Source organism: Pseudomonas nunensis, from assembly GCF_024296925.1.
Taxonomy (GTDB): domain Bacteria; phylum Pseudomonadota; class Gammaproteobacteria; order Pseudomonadales; family Pseudomonadaceae; genus Aquipseudomonas; species Aquipseudomonas nunensis.
On the sequence record NZ_CP101125.1, the window covers coordinates 2,408,835 to 2,426,933 of the forward strand.

The 18,099-nt window shown below is 60.1% G+C and carries 17 protein-coding genes; 7 read left to right on the forward strand and 10 right to left on the reverse strand.

The features are described 5' to 3' along the window. Positions 1-7 precede the first annotated feature (7 nt). Both NK667_RS10330 and NK667_RS10335 read right to left on the reverse strand, forming a co-directional pair. Complete coding sequence (locus tag NK667_RS10330; protein WP_054614614.1) at positions 8-538, reverse strand: tetratricopeptide repeat protein; 531 nt, start codon at positions 536-538, stop codon at positions 8-10. 79 nt (positions 539-617) lie between these two features. Further along, the gene (locus NK667_RS10335) at positions 618-1,178 is read right to left on the reverse strand and encodes a cytochrome b (protein ID WP_054614615.1); all 561 of its coding nucleotides are present in this window, start codon (positions 1,176-1,178) and stop codon (positions 618-620) included. A gap of 135 nt (positions 1,179-1,313) precedes the next feature. On the opposite strand from NK667_RS10335, the gene NK667_RS10340 reads away from it, so the two are divergent. From NK667_RS10340 to nudC, 3 genes are all read left to right on the forward strand, one after another. After that, a complete protein-coding gene (locus NK667_RS10340) occupies positions 1,314-2,087 on the forward strand; it encodes a class I SAM-dependent methyltransferase (RefSeq protein ID WP_054614616.1) in 774 nt (257 codons plus the stop codon). Positions 2,088-2,298: 211 nt separating this feature from the next. Next, entirely contained in the window at positions 2,299-3,111 is an 813-nt protein-coding gene (locus NK667_RS10345) for a crotonase/enoyl-CoA hydratase family protein (RefSeq protein ID WP_054614617.1), read from the forward strand. Positions 3,112-3,117: 6 nt separating this feature from the next. Next, positions 3,118-3,948 carry an NAD(+) diphosphatase gene (nudC, locus tag NK667_RS10350; RefSeq protein ID WP_054045794.1) on the forward strand — a complete coding sequence of 277 codons (831 nt, stop codon included), beginning with the start codon at positions 3,118-3,120 and terminating at the stop codon, positions 3,946-3,948. On the opposite strand, the gene NK667_RS10355 is transcribed toward nudC, so the two are convergent. Both NK667_RS10355 and NK667_RS10360 read right to left on the reverse strand, forming a co-directional pair. Continuing rightward, positions 3,916-4,695 carry a TSUP family transporter gene (locus NK667_RS10355; RefSeq protein ID WP_054614618.1) on the reverse strand — a complete coding sequence of 260 codons (780 nt, stop codon included), beginning with the start codon at positions 4,693-4,695 and terminating at the stop codon, positions 3,916-3,918. The genes nudC and NK667_RS10355 overlap by 33 nt on opposite strands. A gap of 181 nt (positions 4,696-4,876) precedes the next feature. Continuing rightward, positions 4,877-6,115, reverse strand: coding sequence for an acyl-CoA dehydrogenase family protein (locus NK667_RS10360; RefSeq protein ID WP_054614619.1), 1,239 nt, complete (start codon positions 6,113-6,115; stop codon positions 4,877-4,879). Positions 6,116-6,470: 355 nt separating this feature from the next. Here NK667_RS10360 and sfnG point away from each other — a divergent pair, with 355 nt between their 5' ends. After that, positions 6,471-7,565: a dimethylsulfone monooxygenase SfnG gene (gene sfnG, locus NK667_RS10365; RefSeq protein WP_054045800.1), complete on the forward strand. Its 1,095-nt coding sequence runs from the start codon at positions 6,471-6,473 to the stop codon at positions 7,563-7,565. Between the two features lie 139 nt (positions 7,566-7,704). Here the strand turns inward: sfnG and NK667_RS10370 are convergent, their stop codons facing one another. Together NK667_RS10370 and NK667_RS10375 are read right to left on the reverse strand one after the other, a co-directional pair. After that, positions 7,705-8,184, reverse strand: a complete 480-nt coding sequence (locus NK667_RS10370) for a nuclear transport factor 2 family protein (RefSeq protein WP_054045802.1) — start codon at positions 8,182-8,184, stop codon at positions 7,705-7,707. 57 nt (positions 8,185-8,241) lie between these two features. Continuing rightward, on the reverse strand, positions 8,242-8,805 hold the full coding sequence (locus NK667_RS10375; protein WP_054614620.1) for a TetR/AcrR family transcriptional regulator: 564 nt from the start codon (positions 8,803-8,805) through the stop codon (positions 8,242-8,244). Positions 8,806-9,023: 218 nt separating this feature from the next. Here NK667_RS10375 and pssA point away from each other — a divergent pair, with 218 nt between their 5' ends. Continuing rightward, complete coding sequence (gene pssA, locus NK667_RS10380) at positions 9,024-10,367, forward strand: CDP-diacylglycerol--serine O-phosphatidyltransferase (protein WP_054614621.1); 1,344 nt, start codon at positions 9,024-9,026, stop codon at positions 10,365-10,367. A gap of 144 nt (positions 10,368-10,511) precedes the next feature. Here pssA and efeO (NK667_RS10385) read toward each other — a convergent pair whose 3' ends face one another. From efeO (NK667_RS10385) to efeU, 4 genes are read right to left on the reverse strand one after another with little or no spacing between them, the layout of a single operon-like run. Further along, a complete protein-coding gene (gene efeO / locus NK667_RS10385) occupies positions 10,512-11,336 on the reverse strand; it encodes an iron uptake system protein EfeO (protein WP_054045816.1) in 825 nt (274 codons plus the stop codon). 36 nt (positions 11,337-11,372) lie between these two features. After that, on the reverse strand, positions 11,373-12,680 hold the full coding sequence (gene efeB / locus NK667_RS10390) for an iron uptake transporter deferrochelatase/peroxidase subunit (RefSeq protein WP_054614622.1): 1,308 nt from the start codon (positions 12,678-12,680) through the stop codon (positions 11,373-11,375). 18 nt (positions 12,681-12,698) lie between these two features. After that, positions 12,699-13,898, reverse strand: coding sequence for an iron uptake system protein EfeO (gene efeO / locus NK667_RS10395; RefSeq protein ID WP_054614623.1), 1,200 nt, complete (start codon positions 13,896-13,898; stop codon positions 12,699-12,701). An 8-nt stretch (positions 13,899-13,906) separates the two neighbouring features. Continuing rightward, on the reverse strand, positions 13,907-14,746 hold the full coding sequence (gene efeU, locus NK667_RS10400) for an iron uptake transporter permease EfeU (protein WP_054045822.1): 840 nt from the start codon (positions 14,744-14,746) through the stop codon (positions 13,907-13,909). A 406-nt stretch (positions 14,747-15,152) separates the two neighbouring features. On the opposite strand from efeU, the gene NK667_RS10405 reads away from it, so the two are divergent. Together NK667_RS10405 and NK667_RS10410 are read left to right on the forward strand one after the other, a co-directional pair. Next, the gene (locus NK667_RS10405; protein WP_054614624.1) at positions 15,153-16,169 is read left to right on the forward strand and encodes an AraC family transcriptional regulator; all 1,017 of its coding nucleotides are present in this window, start codon (positions 15,153-15,155) and stop codon (positions 16,167-16,169) included. A 249-nt stretch (positions 16,170-16,418) separates the two neighbouring features. Further along, complete coding sequence (locus tag NK667_RS10410; RefSeq protein ID WP_054614625.1) at positions 16,419-18,083, forward strand: AMP-binding protein; 1,665 nt, start codon at positions 16,419-16,421, stop codon at positions 18,081-18,083. Positions 18,084-18,099 lie beyond the last annotated feature (16 nt).

The window sequence follows — 18,099 nt, forward strand, 5'->3', positions numbered from 1 at the left end:
CGGTGTGTCAGGTTTTCGATGAATCGTCGATGGCTTCGGCCAGGTCCTGGTATTCCTCACAGGTGCTGCCGCAGATCGATTTGATGTGCTGCAACTGTTCCTGGGCCAGATCCAGCCGACCTTTGATCACATACGCCTCGCCGAGGTATTCGCGCACTTGCGCATACTGCGGGTCGAGTTTGACCGATTGCAGGTAATAGCCGATGCCTTCGTCGGTGCGGCCTAGTTTACGCGTGGCGTAGCCGCGATAGTTGAGTGCTTTGGCGGTGTTTGGATCTTTCAGCGTATCAAGCAGGGCCAGCGCTTCTTCGTAACGACCGTCCTTGGCCAGTCGATAAGCGTAGTCAGTGCGGTCGGCGTCCGGTACCAGGCTGCTGGTTTGCAGTACGCATTTATTCGACTTGCTGTCGAACACCTGGCCTTTGGGGCAATTGGGTTTGGCTGGCGCGTCGTCGTCACCATTGGCAAACGCCAGCGTGCTCGATAACGCCGCGACCAGCAGCAGCGGGGCGGTGAACACAGCGAAACGGATTTGCATTTGCGAAACTCCATTCACAGGGAAAGCAGAATTCAAGGGCAGGTATCCATAGAACACCTCGCCCCGGTGTTTTATTCGTTCAGTTCGTATCGCGCCCCGGCAACATCCTGCGCAAAGTGCCGTCGCGCATTCCGTAATGATGAACCAGCGCCATCACTGCATGCAGCCCGGCCAATAGGATGATGGCCCAGGCCACGTTTTCATGCAGGCCGCCGAATACCGACTTCATGCTTTTATCAAAAGTCATCAAGGTTGGGACATCGAAAAGACCGAAGAAGTTGAACGGTTCGGCCTGGGCCCAGCGAAACAGAAAACCCAGCACGATCTGGCTCAACAGCAGCAGATACAACGCCAGATGCGCGGTTTTCGCCGCAATGTTCATCACGCCTCGATTGGCCGGCGGCAAACGACGACCGCTGGACATACGCCAGAGCAGCCGGCCGATGACAATCACCGCGAGCAAGATGCCGCAGGAGATGTGCACCGACTGCAAACCCTTGCGCAGCGGCGTGCCTTTGGCCAGTTGTTCCCAGATTTGTGCGCTGGCAAACATGAAAATCACCAGTGCGGCAGTCAGCCAATGCAGGCTCATGGTCAGGCGGTCATAACGTGTCGGCGAATCGGTGTTCAGGCGGTTCATGGGTAATCCTCATGGGCGGTGGCAAGTGAACACCGCTGTATGAACAATTATTCATTTCTTTCTTGAGATCTTTGCAGGGGAAGTTCAGGTCCATTCGCTATGCTCGCAGCATCGCTGTCAATCGGGAGAACTGCCATGCGAGAACACATTCACCATGCTGCCGCCGATGGCTACAAAACCGGGGCCGACACTTACGTGCGCGGTCGCCCGGACTATCCTCCGCAAGTGGCCGACTGGCTGACCGGCACCTTGGGTTTGAACGACGATAAAACCGTAATCGACCTCGGCGCCGGCACCGGCAAGTTCACTGGACGCTTGGTGGCTACCGGAGCGCAGGTGATTGCCGTCGAGCCGGTGCCGGAAATGCTCGACAAGTTGGCTGCTGCGTATCCCGACGTGCTGGCGGTCAGCGGCACCGCCACCGATTTGCCCCTGCCGAATGCTTCGGTGGACGTGGTGATTTGCGCCCAGGCCTTTCACTGGTTCGCCAGCCCCGAGGCTCTCACTGAAATCGCCAGAGTGCTCAAGCCGGGCGGCAAGTTGGGCCTGGTGTGGAACCTGCGCGATACCCGGGTGAGTTGGGTGCCGAAACTGGATGCGATCGTCAATGCGCTTGAAGGCGATACCCCGCGCTACTACACCGGGGCCTGGCGCCTGGCGTTTCCGCATAAGGCGTTCGGACCGTTGCAGGCGCAGCATTTCGGGCATGGGCATACAGGCTCGCCGGAGGATGTGATTTTCAATCGGGTGCGGTCGACGAGTTTTATTGCGGCGCTGCCCCAGGCGCAGCGGGACAAGGTGGATGCGCAGATTAAAGCCTTGATTGAAAGTGAGCCGGAGTTGCGGGGTAAGGAGGTGATAACTGTGCCTTATGTGACGGCGGCGTTTGTGGCGGTGAAAGGAGGTTAGATGTGGGTTGTTGCGGATATTCGCGAGCAGGCTCGCTCCCACAGGGGAGTGCATTTCAAATGTGGGAGCGAGCCTGCTCGCGAAGGGGCCTGCCTAGACACCAAAGAACCAACAGCCAGTCCCGCATTTGGCCGAACCACTGCCTTACTCCCACCCGCGATGCCTTGTTATAGTTCGGGCCTCATTTTCTGCCCGGTCAAGGATCTCTGCCATGTCTCAGTACACCGCGTTCACCGTCGAACTCGCCGACAAAATCGCTCATGTGCAGATCAACCGTCCGGAAAAGATCAACTCGATGAACGCCGCGTTCTGGAGCGAGATCATCGAGATTTTCCAATGGGTCGACGACACCGACGAGGTGCGGGTGGTGGTCCTGAGCGGCGCCGGCAAGCACTTTTCTTCCGGTATCGACCTGATGATGCTCGCTGGCGTGGCCAATGAACTGGGCAAGGACGTCGGCCGCAATGCGCGCCTGCTGCGCCGCAAGATTCTCGCCCTGCAAGCCTCGTTCAATGCCGTCGATAATTGCCGCAAACCGGTGCTCGCGGCGATCCAGGGTTATTGCCTGGGCGGCGCCATCGACCTGATCGCCGCCTGCGACATGCGCTACGCCGCTGAAGACGCGCAATTCTCGATCAAGGAAATCGACATCGGCATGGCCGCCGACGTCGGCACGTTGCAACGCTTGCCGCGGATCATCGGTGACGGCATGCTGCGTGAACTGGCTTACACTGGTCGCAACTTCGGGGCCGAGGAAGCGCGTGGCATGGGACTGGTCAATCGCGTCTACAGTGACCGCGACAGCCTGCTCGATGGCGTGATGGGCATTGCCCGCGAGATCGCCGGCAAGTCGCCGATTGCGATTACCGGCACCAAAGAGATGATCAGCTACATGCGCGACCATCGCATCGACGACGGCCTCGAATACGTCGCCACCTGGAACGCCGCCATGCTGCAATCCACCGATTTGCGCGTGGCCATGGCCGCCCATATGAGCAAACAGAAACCCGAATTTCTGGACTGATTAACCATGATTTCACGCTGGACCACCGCAGTACTGGACACCGATCAACCCGGCGGCTGGGCCGTGGCGCGCAGCCCCGAAGGCTTTCTGTTCGATGACAACGGCGCGCTGTTCCCACGGGAATGGCTCAAGCGCCAGGACCTGTCGATCCTTGCCGAACACGGCATCGGTCACCTCGATGGCGAGCCGGTCTATTTACTGGAATTGCGCAGCCCCAGCGAAGTACCGGGCTGCAACTGGAAAGGCTTGCGGGCGTTCATGCTTGAAGGCGATCACACCGTCTACAAGGTGCTTGGTTACGCCGCGCAGATCGGCACCTGGTACCGCGAACACCGTTTTTGCGGTAACTGCGGGCAAGCGACGCATCAGGTTCCCCGCGAGCGGGCGATGTACTGTGAGCCGTGCGATATCCGTTATTACCCACGGATTTCGCCGAGCATGATCGTGCTGGTCACCCGTGGCGATGAAGTGTTGCTGGCGCGTTCGCCGCGTTTCGTCACAGGTGTCTACAGCACGCTGGCGGGGTTTGCCGAGCCGGGTGAGTCAGCTGAGGATTGCCTGATTCGCGAGGTTCGCGAAGAGGTGCAGATCGAGGTCAAGAACATCCAGTACATGGGCAGCCAGTGCTGGCCGTTCCCGCACTCGATGATGTTGGGTTTCCACGCGGAATATGCGGGTGGCGAGATCGTCTGTCAGGAAGACGAAATCGAAGACGCCCAGTGGTTCAACATCCACGCGATGCCGCCGTTGCCGGCATCGCGCTCGATTGCCCGTTACCTGATCGACGTCTACCTGGCGCGGCGCTTAGGCCACGCTGAACCAGTGTTGCCAGGCTAGCCGCACGGTCAGGCCCAGCACCACGGTGATGAACACCGGGCGAATGAACTTGGCACCGCCGCTGATGGCGGTGCGCGCGCCGAAGAACGCGCCGACCATCACCGACACGCCCATGCTCAGGCCGATGATCCAGTCCACTTGCCCGGAAAACACGAACACCGACAGCGCCGCAATGTTGCTGACGAAGTTCATGCTGCGTGCCACGCCGCTGGCCTTCACCAGGTCGATGGGGTACATGAGCAGGCTGCTGACGGTCCAGAACGCACCCGTGCCGGGGCCGGCCACGCCATCGTAGAAACCGAGGCTGAAGCCTTGGGTCGATTGCCACTTTTTCTTGATCGGCGCGTCGCTGTCCAGCGGCGCTTTCGGCGTGCCACCGAACAACAGGTACACGCCGCAGGCGAAGACGATCACCGGCAGCATCTTGTTCAGCCATTCAGCGGGCAGATAATGCGCGACCACTGCACCGGTCAACGCGCCAACCAGCGTGCCGACGATGGCATGTACCCATTGCTTCGGATGGAACAGCTTGCGGCGGTAGAAGGTGAAACTGGCGGTGGCCGAGCCGAAGGTCGAACTCAACTTGTTGGTGCCCAGCACCAGGTGCGGCGGCAGGCCGGCGGTCAGCAAGGCCGGGGTGGTGAGCAGACCGCCACCGCCAGCGATGGCGTCGATGAAACCGGCAATGAAAGCGACAAAGGCCAGAATGGCCAGGGTGGTGAGGTCAACGCTGAGTTCGAAAGGCATGGAATCGGCTTATTCGGCGGGGCGCCGAAGGTGGGCTGCGGGAAGGGCTCATATCTTACCCACATCCAACTTCTGCGGCGACCCGTCTGGCGCTTTCGCGAGCAAGCCCGCTCCCACAGGGGAACGCATTTCAAAATGTGGGAGCGGGCTTGCCCGCGAAGGCGTCATCCCTGACGACACATCACTTGCGCTGCGGCCCATTCCCGATCTGCCACACAAACGGCGGTTCGGTCCCGTTGATCGCCCAATCCCCGATAATCCGCGCCTTGTAGATCACCGGATTGTGCGACGACACCGTCCGCGCATTGCGCCAATGCCGATCCAGGGATTTCCCCTGGCGAATATCCGAAGCCCCCAGCGCATTGAACAGTTCACTGGTCGCGCGCTGGATCAATTCGGTGACCACCACTTGCGCCTTGGCCGATTCGATTTCCGCCGCGACATTCGCCGCCTGTTCTAACGCATCATCACCCGAGAAGCGTGCCTCATAAGCCCTTTGCGCCGGTTGCGCCGCCTTCAACGCGCTGGCCTCGGCCGCATACACCAACGCCGCAATCTCACCGACCACCTGCTGCACCTGCGCATCCTGGCTGACATGCGGGGCATTGCCATGGCTGTAGATGCGTTTGCGCTCGCGCACCTGATGCGCCACATCGCGTAACGCGGCGCGGCCGATGCCGGCCAGGGACGCCAGCAGCACCAGTTGATAGAACGCAGTCTGGTATTTGAAACGGGTTGCGAAGTCGATGATGTTTTCGGCGTCGACTTCGGCATCGATAAACCGCGACGTTCCGCTGCCGGTGGTGCGCTGGCCAAAACCATCCCAGTCATCGCTCTGCACAATGCCGGGTTGACGGGTGCGCACGGCGGCGATCACGTCGCCACCGGTGTCGCTGCGTTGGGCGTAGACGTCGATCCAGTCGGAAAAGATGCTGCCGGTGCTGTAGAACTTTTCGCCGTTGAGCCGCCATTGATCGCCGTGGGGCGAGACTTTGGTGATCACATCACCGATCGCCACGCTGCCGATTTCGGTCCATGCGCAACCGACGATGTCGCCGGCCACGAAGCGTTTGAACCAGACATCCCGCGCCGGGCCGGGCGCAGCGTTGAGTCGGTCTTCGGCAAAGGCGAAATGCCCGCGCAGGGCCTGGGGCACATTGGAATCAGCTTCGGCCAACTCGATCAACAGTTCGAACAGTTGCGGGACTGACGCACCGCCACCGCCATACTCCACGGGCACGCGCACGGCGCCGAAACCGGCTTCCTTGAGCCACTGAATCGGCTCGTATGGCAGGCTGCGGGACTGTTCGCGCTCGACGGCGCCGGCGGCGATGCGCTGGAAGATCGGCCGAAAACGCGCGGCCAACGCTTCGTAGTCAGTACCGGTGGAGAGAGGATTGATTACCTGGTGTTCGGTCATGGCACAGTTCCTGGGATCGGCAGTAGAGACCGGAGCGATTGCACGGTCCATGCCGAAGTTCGCAGGCCATGGTTTATGGGGTTTTGTCGATTCAGGAGTGGCTTGAACTGTTGCTGCACCAACAGCACAGCAGCAAATTGCCCCTGACACACCCGAATTCCTGTGGGAGCGGGCTTGCTCGCGAAAGCGGTCTGGGATTCAACATCTTCATTGGCTGACATACCGTATTCGCGAGCAAGCCCGCTCCCACAAGGATTTGGCCAGGCTGAAGACAGTAGCGGCCTGCGCGGGATTCGGTGCTGGCACGGTTGCTGCTCTTGTCCAAAGACTTCCCAAAAGTCCTGAGGACAAACCTATGAGTCAGCAAGCCGTCAAATTTGCCTACTGGGTACCGAACGTCAGCGGCGGGCTGGTGGTCAGCAAGATTGAGCAACGCACCCACTGGGGCATCGACTACAACCGCAAACTGGCGCAACTGGCCGAAGAGGCGGGGTTCGAATACGCCCTGACGCAAATCCGCTTCACCGCCGGCTACGGCGCCGAGTTCCAGCATGAATCCGTGGCCTTCAGTCATGCGTTGCTGGCCGCCACCACCAAACTCAAAGTGATCGCCGCGATCCTGCCCGGCCCGTGGCAACCGGCGCTGGCGGCCAAGCAACTGGCGACCATCGACCAACTCACCAATGGCCGCGTCGCGGTGAACATCGTCAGCGGCTGGTTCAAGGGCGAATTCCAGGCCATCGGCGAGCACTGGCTGGAGCACGACGAGCGCTATCGCCGTTCAGAAGAATTCATCCGTTCGCTCAAGGGCATCTGGACGCAGGACAACTTCACCTTCCGTGGCGACTTCTACCGCTTCGACAATTACAGCCTCAAACCCAAGCCACTGGGCCAGCCGGAAATCTTCCAGGGCGGTAGCTCTCGTGCAGCCCGGGACATGGCGGCGCGCGTATCGGATTGGTACTTCACCAACGGCAACACGCCCGAAGGCATCAAGGCCCAGGTCGACGACATCCGGACCAAGGCTGCGGCGAACAATCATTCGGTGAAGGTCGGGGTGAATGCGTTTGTCATCGCCCGCGACACCGAAGAAGAGGCGCGCGCGGTGCTGGCACAGATCATCGACCAGGCTGACCCGGAAGCCGTGAATGCGTTTGGCGATGCCGCGAAACAGGCGGGCAGGGCGTCGCCAGAGGGCGAGGGCAACTGGGCCAAATCAACGTTCGAGGATCTGGTGCAATACAACGACGGCTTCAAGACCAACCTGATCGGCACGCCGCAGCAGATTGCCGAGCGCATTGTGGCGTTGAAAGCGGTGGGGGTGGATTTGGTGCTGGCGGGGTTCCTGCACTTCCAGGAAGAAGTGGAGTATTTCGGTAAGCGCGTGTTGCCGTTGGTGCGCGAGCTTGAGGCCAAGGCACTGAGCCAACAGACCGCCGCAGTCGCCTAAACACCACAAATCCCCCTGTCACCACAAAACCCTTGTGGGAGCGGGCTTGCTCGCGAAAGCGGTGTGTCAGTCAACGATGATCTCGACTGACACGGCCTCTTCGCGAGCAAGCCCGCTCCCACATTAGGTTTGTGTGATCTTACAGACCCAGGTCGGATAGACCCGGATGATCATCCGGACGACGCCCCAGCGGCCAATGGAATTTGCGCTCGCTTTCCTTGATCGGCATATCGTTGATGCAGGCAAAACGATTGGCCATCAAGCCGTTCTCGTCAAACTCCCAGTTTTCATTGCCGTAGGAACGGAACCAGTTGCCCGAGTCGTCGTGCCATTCATAGGCGTAGCGCACGGCGATGCGGTTGCCGGTGAAGGCCCAGAGTTCCTTGATCAACCGATAATCCAGTTCCTTGGCCCACTTGCGGGTCAGGAAGCCTTTGGCTTCTTCGCGGTTGTAGGCGAATTCGGCGCGATTACGCCACTTGGTGTCCAGGGTGTAGGCCAGCGACACGCGTTCCGGGTCGCGGGAGTTCCAGCCGTCTTCGGCCAGGCGGACTTTTTCGATAGCCGATTCACGGGTGAACGGCGGCAACGGCGGACGAACTTCGGCATTAGATGACATTTGAATGTCTCCTCATCAAAGTAAAGTTAAAACACAGTGTCGAGCTTGATTAAGCAGTTACAGGTCCAATAACTTTCGCGCCATGCATTGCGCATTATCGGCGGCACTGTGATCACCCATCACAAGCGCTACGGTAATGGCACCCTCGATCAGGATCAGCAGCTGTTTAGCCAGTGCCTGCGGGTCGGTGGCGCCATGTTCGGTGCAAAGCTCGCTCACGTAGTCGAGCAGTTTCTGTTTGTGGTCTTTGGCGACCAGCCGAACCGGGTCTTGCGGGTCGCCGGTTTCGCCACTGGTATTAATGAAGGCGCAGCCGCGGAAGCCTTCGGAGTCGAACCAGGTCGTGAGCACGCTAAACAGGTTGAGCAAGCGGTCGGCCGGGGTCGGGGCCTTGTCGACTTCGGTCCTGAACCAGTTCATCCAGCGCACATCCCGGCGTTGCAGGGCCGCGACGACCAGCACGTCCTTGTTGGCAAAGTAGCGGTAGATACTCTTGCGGGAGACACCGGCGGTTTTCACCAGAAGATCCATGCCCGTGGCGGCGATGCCACTTTTGTAGATCAACTTTTCGGTGACATCCAGAATGATGTCGCGTGTGTCGTTGCTAGTGATTTCGTTCATGGGACAAACAGTAGAACGATCGTTCTCCTTGGTCAAGTGGATATTTTTATCGCCCATGAAATCGCTTTCGCGGGCAAGCCTCGCTCCTACAGGGGAAGGCGATTGAATGTAGGAGCGAGGCTTGCCCGCGAAGGCGTCATTACAGACAGTAACAAGACCCAAACGGATCCATGGTGTAAGCTCTCGGGTTCTTCGGATTCGACCTTTTTGCGAGCCTTATGCCGTCGCTTTTCAAACGCTCTCTGCTGCCCAAATTGCGCAGTTTTCCGCTGACCGCCGATGCCGTCACCATTCTTTCCGGCGCCGCCGAATATCGTCGTTGCCTGCTGGAAAAAATCGCCCAGGCGACCCGGCGCATCTATATCGTCGCGCTGTACCTGCAACAGGACGAAGCCGGCCAGGAAGTCCTCGATGCCTTGCACGCCGCCAAACTGGCGCGTCCGGAGCTGGACGTGGTCGTCGTCGTGGACTGGTTGCGCGCCCAACGCGGTCTGATCGGTGCCGGCAAGCAGCCGGGCAACTCGGCCTGGTATCAGGAAATGACCCGCACCCATGCCAGCGAAGTGCCGGTGTATGGCGTGCCGGTGCAGACCCGCGAGCTGTTCGGCGTGCTGCACCTGAAGGGCTTCGTGATCGATGATTGCGTGATCTACAGCGGCGCGAGCCTGAACAACGTCTATCTGCACAAGTTCGACAAGTACCGCTACGACCGCTATCACCTGTTGCAGAACAGCGCGCTGGCCGATTCCATGCAGCACCTGATCCAGCACGGTCTGATCGCCTCCAAAGCGGTGCATCGCCTCGACCTGCCGAACCTGCCGACCACCCGCAGCCTGCGCAACGACATCGGCGACCTGCGCAGCCGTCTCAAGCACGCGACCTACGACACCACGGCGGGTGGCGTGGCCAAGGGCGGTCTGTCGGTCAGTCCGCTGCTCGGTGTGGGCAAGAACAACCCGCTGAGCCGGGTGATCTGCGAACTGATCGCTAGCGCCCAGCATCAGCTGACGATCTGCACGCCGTATTTCAACCTGCCGCTGCAAGTGACTCGGGAAATCAACCGCGCCCTGGCCCGTGGGGTGAAGATCGACATCATCGTCGGTGACAAGACCGCCAACGACTTCTACATCCCGCCGAGCGAGCCGTTCAAGGTGATCGCCGCGCTGCCGTACCTCTACGAGATCAGCCTGCGCCGCTTCGCCAAGCGACATCAGCAGAACATCGACAGCGGCCAGTTGAACCTGCACCTGTGGCGTGACGGTGACAACACCTATCACCTCAAGGGCATGTGGATCGACGAGCGCTATACCTTGCTGACCGGCAACAACCTCAACCCGCGCGCGTTCCGTCTCGACCTGGAAAACGCGCTGTTGATCGACGACCCGAAAAACGAGTTGCAGGCGCCGCGGCGCAAGGAGCTGGCGGAGATTTTCGAGAACACCCAGCGCGTCGCGCGCTACCTGGACCTGGAAACTCTGCCGGAATATCCGGGGGCAGTGGCCAAGTTTCTCAAGCGGGTGAGTCGGGTGCGGATTGAGCGGTTGCTCTATCGGATGTTGTGAGGGTTAACACACAGCCTTGATGCTGTGTTGTTTATAAGAATGCCTTCGCGAGCAAGCCCGCTCCCACATAGGTTTTGTGTAGATCACAAATCCAATGTGGGAGCGGGCTTGCTCGCGAAGGGGACAGCCCAGACGCTAAAAAACTTAGTTCAAACCCAACTTCCCACGCAACGTCGACAAATCCTCAGCCAAGGTATTCACCGGCCCAACCAGCGCCTTACGGTCAGCTTCTTTCACTTTGTCGTAAGTCTCGAAACCGCCATCCTTTGTTTTGTACTTGGCCAGGATCTTGTCCACGGTCGCGAAGTTCTTGTCGACTTTGGCGATGAAGGCTTTGTCTTGTTTCTCGATCTGCGGGTGGAACAGGTCGACGATTTTCTTCGCGCCGTCGATGTTGCCCTGGAAGTCATAAAGGTCAGTGTGGCTGTAGCGATCTTCTTCACCGGAGATCTTGGTCGCCGCGACTTCTTCAAGCAGGGCCGCAGCACCGCCAACCACTTTCTCAGGCGGGAAGGTCAGGCCGGCGACGCGGGTTTGCAGGTCCTTCACGTCGCCGTTGAGTTTGTCCGCCAGTTCGTCCAGGCCCTTGGTGCTCTTTTCCGAGAACAGGGTGTATTCGATGCGGTGGAAACCGGTGAAATCGTCGGCTTTCACGCCTTTTTCGTGATCGTCGACACGCGAGTCGATGGACGCATCCAGGTCACTGAACAGTTCGGCAATCGGCTCAATCGATTCGTAGAACACGCGGGTCGGTGCGTAGAGCTTCTGCGCGGTGGCCAGGTCGCCTTTTTTCACGGCGTCGGTGAACTGTTGAGTGTGGCTGCCCAGTTGGTCCAGTTGTTCGGTGACGTAGATCTTGTAGTCCGAAACCGGGCCCACCAGATCCAGCGGCGCCGTCGCCGCGAAAGCTGAAAACGGGGTACTGAGCAAGCCAAGGGTCAGCATTAAAGCGAGTGGCGACTTTTTCATGGGACGGTTCCGTGTTTGGGGGTTGTTATAGAGTTGTTACGCGGTTGTTTTTGGCTGATGAGCGGGTTGTGTAGCGTCGAGCAATGAGCGACCGATGAAGTCCTTGTCGCCCGTCACACCCGGCAAGGTGAAGAAGTACCCGCCGCCCACCGGCTTGAGGTATTCCTCCAGCGGCTCGCCGTTGAGACGGGTTTGGACGGTGATGAAGCCTTTTTCCAGGTCGGCCTGGTAGCAGATGAACAGCAGGCCCATTTCCAATTGGCCGTTCTTGTTCACGCCGTTGGAATAGTTGAACGGGCGACGCAGGATCAGGTTGGCCTGGGTTTGCGCGGTGCGCGGATTCGCCAGGCGAATGTGCGCATCGAGCTTGGTCAGCTTGCCTTCCGGGTCCTTGGCGTAGTCCGGGACCTGGTTTTCGTGCTCGCCGCCCATCGGTGCGCCGGTGCTCTTGACCCGACCGAGGATGCTTTCCTGTTCCTGCAACGGCGTGCGGTCCCAGCGCTCAACGAAATTGCGGATAATCCGCACCGCCTGGTAGCTGCCGTTCGCGGCCCAGGCTGGCTCGTCGCTGCCCGGTTGCACCCAGACAATGCTGTCCATGGCCTTGGCATCGTTGGAATCGGGATTGGCCGAGCCGTCGCGAAAACCCAGGAAGTTGCGCGCACTTTGCGCCGGCACACCGGGTTTCGCCGGGGCTTGCGGCGGCACGCTGCCTTCTTGTTTCCAGCGCACCAGCAGCAGGTCCGGCAGGTTTTTCACGATGTCGCGCAGGGCGTGGATGTTGGTGTCGGTGGTGTTGGAGCAGAACTGCAAGCTCAAGTCACCGTGGCAGCAATCCGCTTCCAGGGCATCGTTGGGGAAACCGACCATGCGGATCAGCCGCTTGGGTTTGGCGTTGGCCAGGCCGAAGCGTTCGTCGAACAGCGACTCGCCGACCGACACAGTGATGGTCAGGTTGTCCGGCGTGACCACCGGGCCGAGAATCCCGGAGTCCACTGGTGGCAATTTCGGATCGACCTGCGTCACGGCGCCGCCCTTCATCAGGAACGCGATGCGCTCGTTGAGGGTGCGGAACAAACGCTCCAGATCATCGCGGTCGGCGGCCAATACATCAAACGACACCAACATGCCCGACGCCGGGCGCGGCGTGACGATACCGGTCTGGTGCTTGCCGTAAAAGGTGTGGCGGTCTTCGGTCTTTTCGCTGCTCGGCGCTTCGGTCACCTGGCTGGAAGCGGCCATCGCCGGGCAGCTAAGGGAGCTGCCGGCCAACGCGACACCGGCGGCGCCCATGCCCATCAATACACGGCGGCGCTGGGCGGAAAACTGTTCCAAGTCTTTCATCTAAATGTCGTCTTCTGCTTACAGGCCGGAAAGGCCAAGGGCTGGGTCGATTTCGTCGAGTACGGTGGCCAGGGTCTTGGCCTTGTCGGCGATCTGTTTGCGCTGCTCGGCACTGACCGTGTCGTAGCTGGCGTAGCCGTCCTTGACCTTGAATCCATTGAGTTCGGCGTCGAAAGCGCTGATGGCGCTGTCGATTTTTGGCAGCAACTCGGCGGCAGATTTGCTCAGCAACGGCCGCAACAGGTCGACAACCTTGCGCGCCGCGTCGAGGTTGGCGGCAAAGCCGTTCAGGTCGGTGTGGCTGTAGCGTTCTTCTTCACCGCTGCTGGCGCGCACGTCGGCGATGCTGTTGAGGTTGCGCACCACAATGCTCACCAGTTGCTCCGGCGGCAGGGACTGGGCGAGCAATTGCTGTTTGAGCGTGGTGATGTCGATGATCAGTTGCATGGCCACCGGCGCCAAGGCGTCGAGTTTGCGTTGCTGGAACAGCGCGTATTCGAGGCGATGGAAACCGGTGAAGGCCGAATCCTGTTCGCGCTTTTCAAAGTAATCGGCGCGGGCGTTGACGGCGTTATCCAGCTCGGCCAGACGTTGCGCGGCCGGGGCAATTCGTTGATAGGCAGCGCGAGCCGGCACATAAAGCGCTTGGGCCTGGGCCAGGTCGCCAGCTTCAATCGCCTGCTTCAGGGCGGTCACGGCTTTGATCAGCGCATTGCTTTGGCTGCTCAGGTACACGCGAAATTCCGACAGCGGACCAATGAACGCAACCATCGATGGCCGGGCCTTGGCCGCCGCATCGGACGCCGCCGTCGGGGTCACGTGCAAGGTGCCACGCGGGTTGCTGAGCAAGCCGCAAGTGATCGCATAGTCACCGGGCGCCAGGTTGGCGTTGATCACCTGGCTCAGGCCGGGGGCGATATTTTCCCGTTCTTCGACCACCAGCACGCCGTCGAGGATTTCCCATTCCACCGCCCGGTCGGAGCGGTTGACGATTCGGAAACTCGCGTGCCCGGCCGGGACCGTCAGCGCATTCGGTTCGCAACTTTTCGGGTGGATATTCACCACCACTTCGTCATGGTTGGTCTGGCGCTTGGCGGCGGCCATTTTCGACGCGTAGTAGAACAGGCCACCGGCCGCGATCATCACGATCACCGAACCGGCCACCGCCCAGCGCAACGCGCGGGGAGGTGAAGCCACGGGAGGATTAGGCGTTGACATGAATGCCCTTATTGGCTGGAAACGGAAGAAGATTGCTTGACGGGCGCGGCGGCCGGGAGGAAGAACATCACCAGCGCCACCACCAGATAAATCAGATACGCGCCGAGGGTGCTGACGGTTGGTGCGTCCTGATAACCGAACATGCCGGCCAGTACCGAGCCCAGCGGGCCATCCATCGGCAGCGTGGCGCTGAAGTCGAAGAGCACGGTTTGCAGGTGATTCCATACGCCTGCTTCATGCAGAGCCTGCACAGAATTGGAGAGGATGCCGGCGGCGACCACGAGGATGAACAAACCGGTCCAGCGGAAGAACGCACTGAGGTTCAGGCGCATGCTGCCGGTGTAGATCAGGAAGCCGACAATGATCGCCAGGATCAAGCCGAGCAGGGCGCCAATCGGTGCCGCCGCGCCTTCGCTTTGCTGGAACACCGCCAGCAGGAAAAACACGGTTTCCAGACCTTCCCGGGCCACGGCGAAAAACACCATGGCGATCAGCGCCGTGACCTGATGCTTGGAGCCGGCCAGCGCGTGATCGAGGGAAACGTGCAGGGAATGCTTGATCGAACGCGCCACTTTGCGCATCCAGAACACCATCGAACTGAGAATGCCGACGGCGACCAGGCCGACGATGCCTTCAAACAGTTCCTGTTGCTTCTGCGGGAACTCGGCGCTCATCAACTCCAGGCCACCACCGACCAACAGCGCCAGAGCAGCGGCGAGGAACACGCCAATCCACACGGCGGGCATCCACTGGCCGCGGCCGGTTTGCTTGAGGTAACTGGCGATAATGCCGACGATCAACGCCGCTTCAATGCCTTCGCGCAGCATGATCAAAAAGGGAACAAGCATTCAGCACCGTGTCGAGTTAGTTAGGTTGCTAAGTTGTAACATAATGACACTCATTCTCACATGAGATCGATTGACTTTAGCTGAACCTTAGCTGAACGACCCAAAAGATCACCCCAATCCCTGTAGGAGCGAGGCTTGCCCGCGAAGGCGGCGTGTCGGTTAGTAGAGATGTTGAATGTGCCGGCCTCTTCGCGAGCAAGCTTCGCTCCTACAGGTTTCCCGGCGTTCCACAAATATGTGATCGACTCAAATCCATTGTAGGAGCGAGGCTTGCCCGCGAAAGCGGTGTGTCATTCAAATAAATGCTGGCTGACACGGCCCCTTCGCGAGCAAGCCCGCTCCCACAGGGCTCTGCGCTGGGCTAATATGCCCGCCACTTGAACAAGAACAGGGCTCACCCCGCGCGATGTCGGAAAAAGACACCATATCCATTCAACTGGTGCGTGAAGCGCTGTTGCAAAGCTGTGCGCCTGGCGCTGCCACCGAAGAGGTGTTGCACAAAGTCGGGATTGATCCGGCGTTGCTGGACGCTGTTGACGCCCGAGTCCCTGCCACCTCGTACGCACGACTGTGGCGTTTGCTGGCCCGGCGCGGTGACGACGAGTTTTTCGGCATGGACCTGCGCCAGCTCAAATCCGGCAGTCTTGAATTCCTGTGCCGCTGCGCCATGGTCCAGCCCAACCTCGCCGCAGGTCTCACCTCGGGCCTGGCCTTTCTTTCGTTGATGCTTGAACACTTGCCCGCGCAACTGGTGCGCCAGCAAAGCCTGGCGGAAATCGTCTTGCTCGAAGACGACCAGGAACCGCGCCGCGCCTTCACCTATTTCACCTACTGGATGATCGTCCACGGCGTCGCCTGCTGGCTGGCGGGGCGGCGGATTCCGATCCTGGCCATCGAATTGCGCTGCCCGGAGCCGGACTTTTGTGATGACTATCAGGTGATGTTTTCCGAGAACCTGCGCTTCGACCGCCCGCGCACGCGGATGATTTTCGCCGCCGATTGCCTGGACTTACCGATCAAGCGCAGCCCGGAAGAACTCAAGCGCTTCCTGGCCCATGCGCCGGCCAACATCCTGGTCAAATACCGCGACCCGGAAAGCCTGGCCAGCCGGATCAAACACGATCTACGACAACTGCCCGCCGAGCAATGGCCTGAAACCGAAGCCCTGGCGCAGCAACTGTGCATGTCGGCCTCGACCCTGCGCCGGCGCTTGGCCGAAGAAGGGCAGACCTGGCAGGGTTTGAAAGACAGCGTGCGCAAGGAATTGGCGATTGTCTGGCTGGCGGAACCGAGCATCAGCTTTGCCGAGATTGCGGCGCGGTTGGGATTTGCTGACGCGAGTTCGTTCTACAAGGCGTTTCGCAAGTGGTCGGGGACCAATCCGGGGCATTATCGGAGTTTGATTCTTAACGAGGCGAGCTGATCCAGATCTTGCGTTGATTCGCGTGGCGCCTTCGCGAGCAAGCCCGCTCCCACATTTGGAATGCGTTCCCCTGTGGGAGCGGGCTTGCTCGCGAAGAGGCCAGGCCAAACAACATATCTCCTGAACCTTGGCCAAACCAGTCAAACAACTTGATAGCTTTGACCATTGCCCCACACCCCGCGCGGCGCGAGTATTCCTGTGTTGATTACGGTTCCCCCAACCTAATAAAAATACAGAGGGATTCTGGCAATGCGCGATTACTTGTCTGCCACTTCACAGTTCGATTACCAGCACACCGTGGATGCCGCGCTCGCCGGCGATTTGACGGCGCTTAACGCCTGCGTCGAATGTTGCGACCGTCACGCGTTGCCAGGTCGCATTGCGCTGTTCTGGGAAGGGCGCGATGGCGCCAGCGCGACGTACACCTTCACGGATTTGCAGGACAAAGCCGCGCGTCTGGCCAATTTTCTTCTGGCCCAGGGCGTTCAGAAGGGCGACAAAGTCGCTGGCCTGCTGCCGCGCAACATCGAATTGCTGATCACCGTGTTCGCCACTTGGCGCATCGGCGCGGTCTACCAGCCGCTGTTCACCGCGTTCGGCCCGAAAGCCATCGAACACCGTTTGAGCAGCTCCGGCGCCAAAGTTGTGGTCACCGATGCGGTCAATCGCTCGAAACTTGCGGAAGTCGCCGATTGCCCGACCATCGTTACCGTTGGCGGTCCCAAAGGGCAGGGCATCGTGCGTGGCGACTACAGTTTCTGGGCCGAACTGCCCAATTATTCCCCTGTATGCGAACCGCTGCTGCTGACCGGTGAAGACCCGTTCCTGCTGATGTTCACCTCGGGCACTACCGGCCCGTCGAAAGCGCTGTCGGTGCCGCTCAAGGCCATCGTCGCCTTCCAGAGCTACACCCGCGACGCCGTCGACCTGCGCCCGGAAGACGCGTTCTGGAACGTCGCCGATCCAGGCTGGGCCTACGGCATCTATTTCGGTGTCACCGGGCCGATGTCGATGGGGCATCCGATCACCTTCTACGATGGCCCGTTCACCCTCGAAAGCACCTGCCGGGTGATCAACAAATACAACATCACCAACCTGACCGGCTCGCCGACGGCTTACCGTTTGCTGATTGCCGGGGGCGAAGAGTTCGCCAAGTCGATCAAGGGCAAGCTGCGCATCGTCAGCAGCGCCGGCGAGCCGCTGAACCCGGAAGTGATCCGCTGGTTCGCCGACAACCTCGGCGTGGTGATCCACGACCATTACGGCCAGACCGAACTCGGTATGGTGCTGTGCAACCACCACGGCCTGGCACACCCGATCCACATGGGCGCCGCCGGGTTTGCCTCGCCTGGGCACCGCATCGTGGTGCTGGATGAAGAGTACAAAGAACTCGGTATCGGTCAGCCCGGCATCCTCGCCATCGACCGCACCCAGTCGCCGATGTGCTGGTTCAACGGTTACGAAGGCGCGCCGACCAAGGCCTTCGTCGGCAACTATTACCTGAGCGGCGACACCGTCGAGTGGAACCCGGACGGCAGCATCAGCTTCGTCGGCCGCAGCGACGACGTGATCACCACTTCCGGCTACCGCGTCGGCCCGTTCGACGTTGAAAGCGCGTTGATTGAACACCCAGCGGTGATCGAAGCCGCAGTAGTTGGCAAGCCTGACCCAGAACGCACCGAACTGGTCAAAGCCTTCGTGGTGATCTGCGAGCAATACCGCGCCACACCGGAGCTGGCCGAAGAGCTGCGCCAACACGTGCGCAAGCGCCTGGCCGCGCACTCGTACCCGCGTGAAATCGAATTTGTCAGCGAATTGCCGAAAACCCCAAGCGGCAAATTGCAGCGCTTTATCTTGCGCAACCAGGAAATCGCCAAGGCTCAAGAGGCCGCGGCTCACAAAGCTTCTGCTTGAATCGAAGGAAATAATG

Bases quoted from the DNA above. Each gene is read 5' to 3' on its own strand.
- NK667_RS10330 (WP_054614614.1), bottom strand. From the start codon at position 538: ATGCAAATCCGTTTCGCTGTGTTCACCGCCCCGCTGCTGCTGGTCGCG.
- NK667_RS10335 (WP_054614615.1), bottom strand. From the start codon at position 1,178: ATGAACCGCCTGAACACCGATTCGCCGACACGTTATGACCGCCTGACC.
- NK667_RS10340 (WP_054614616.1), top strand. From the start codon at position 1,314: ATGCGAGAACACATTCACCATGCTGCCGCCGATGGCTACAAAACCGGG.
- NK667_RS10345 (WP_054614617.1), top strand. From the start codon at position 2,299: ATGTCTCAGTACACCGCGTTCACCGTCGAACTCGCCGACAAAATCGCT.
- nudC (WP_054045794.1), top strand. From the start codon at position 3,118: ATGATTTCACGCTGGACCACCGCAGTACTGGACACCGATCAACCCGGC.
- NK667_RS10355 (WP_054614618.1), bottom strand. From the start codon at position 4,695: ATGCCTTTCGAACTCAGCGTTGACCTCACCACCCTGGCCATTCTGGCC.
- NK667_RS10360 (WP_054614619.1), bottom strand. From the start codon at position 6,115: ATGACCGAACACCAGGTAATCAATCCTCTCTCCACCGGTACTGACTAC.
- sfnG (WP_054045800.1), top strand. From the start codon at position 6,471: ATGAGTCAGCAAGCCGTCAAATTTGCCTACTGGGTACCGAACGTCAGC.
- NK667_RS10370 (WP_054045802.1), bottom strand. From the start codon at position 8,184: ATGTCATCTAATGCCGAAGTTCGTCCGCCGTTGCCGCCGTTCACCCGT.
- NK667_RS10375 (WP_054614620.1), bottom strand. From the start codon at position 8,805: ATGAACGAAATCACTAGCAACGACACACGCGACATCATTCTGGATGTC.
- pssA (WP_054614621.1), top strand. From the start codon at position 9,024: ATGCCGTCGCTTTTCAAACGCTCTCTGCTGCCCAAATTGCGCAGTTTT.
- efeO (WP_054045816.1), bottom strand. From the start codon at position 11,336: ATGAAAAAGTCGCCACTCGCTTTAATGCTGACCCTTGGCTTGCTCAGT.
- efeB (WP_054614622.1), bottom strand. From the start codon at position 12,680: ATGAAAGACTTGGAACAGTTTTCCGCCCAGCGCCGCCGTGTATTGATG.
- efeO (WP_054614623.1), bottom strand. From the start codon at position 13,898: ATGTCAACGCCTAATCCTCCCGTGGCTTCACCTCCCCGCGCGTTGCGC.
- efeU (WP_054045822.1), bottom strand. From the start codon at position 14,746: ATGCTTGTTCCCTTTTTGATCATGCTGCGCGAAGGCATTGAAGCGGCG.
- NK667_RS10405 (WP_054614624.1), top strand. From the start codon at position 15,153: ATGTCGGAAAAAGACACCATATCCATTCAACTGGTGCGTGAAGCGCTG.
- NK667_RS10410 (WP_054614625.1), top strand. From the start codon at position 16,419: ATGCGCGATTACTTGTCTGCCACTTCACAGTTCGATTACCAGCACACC.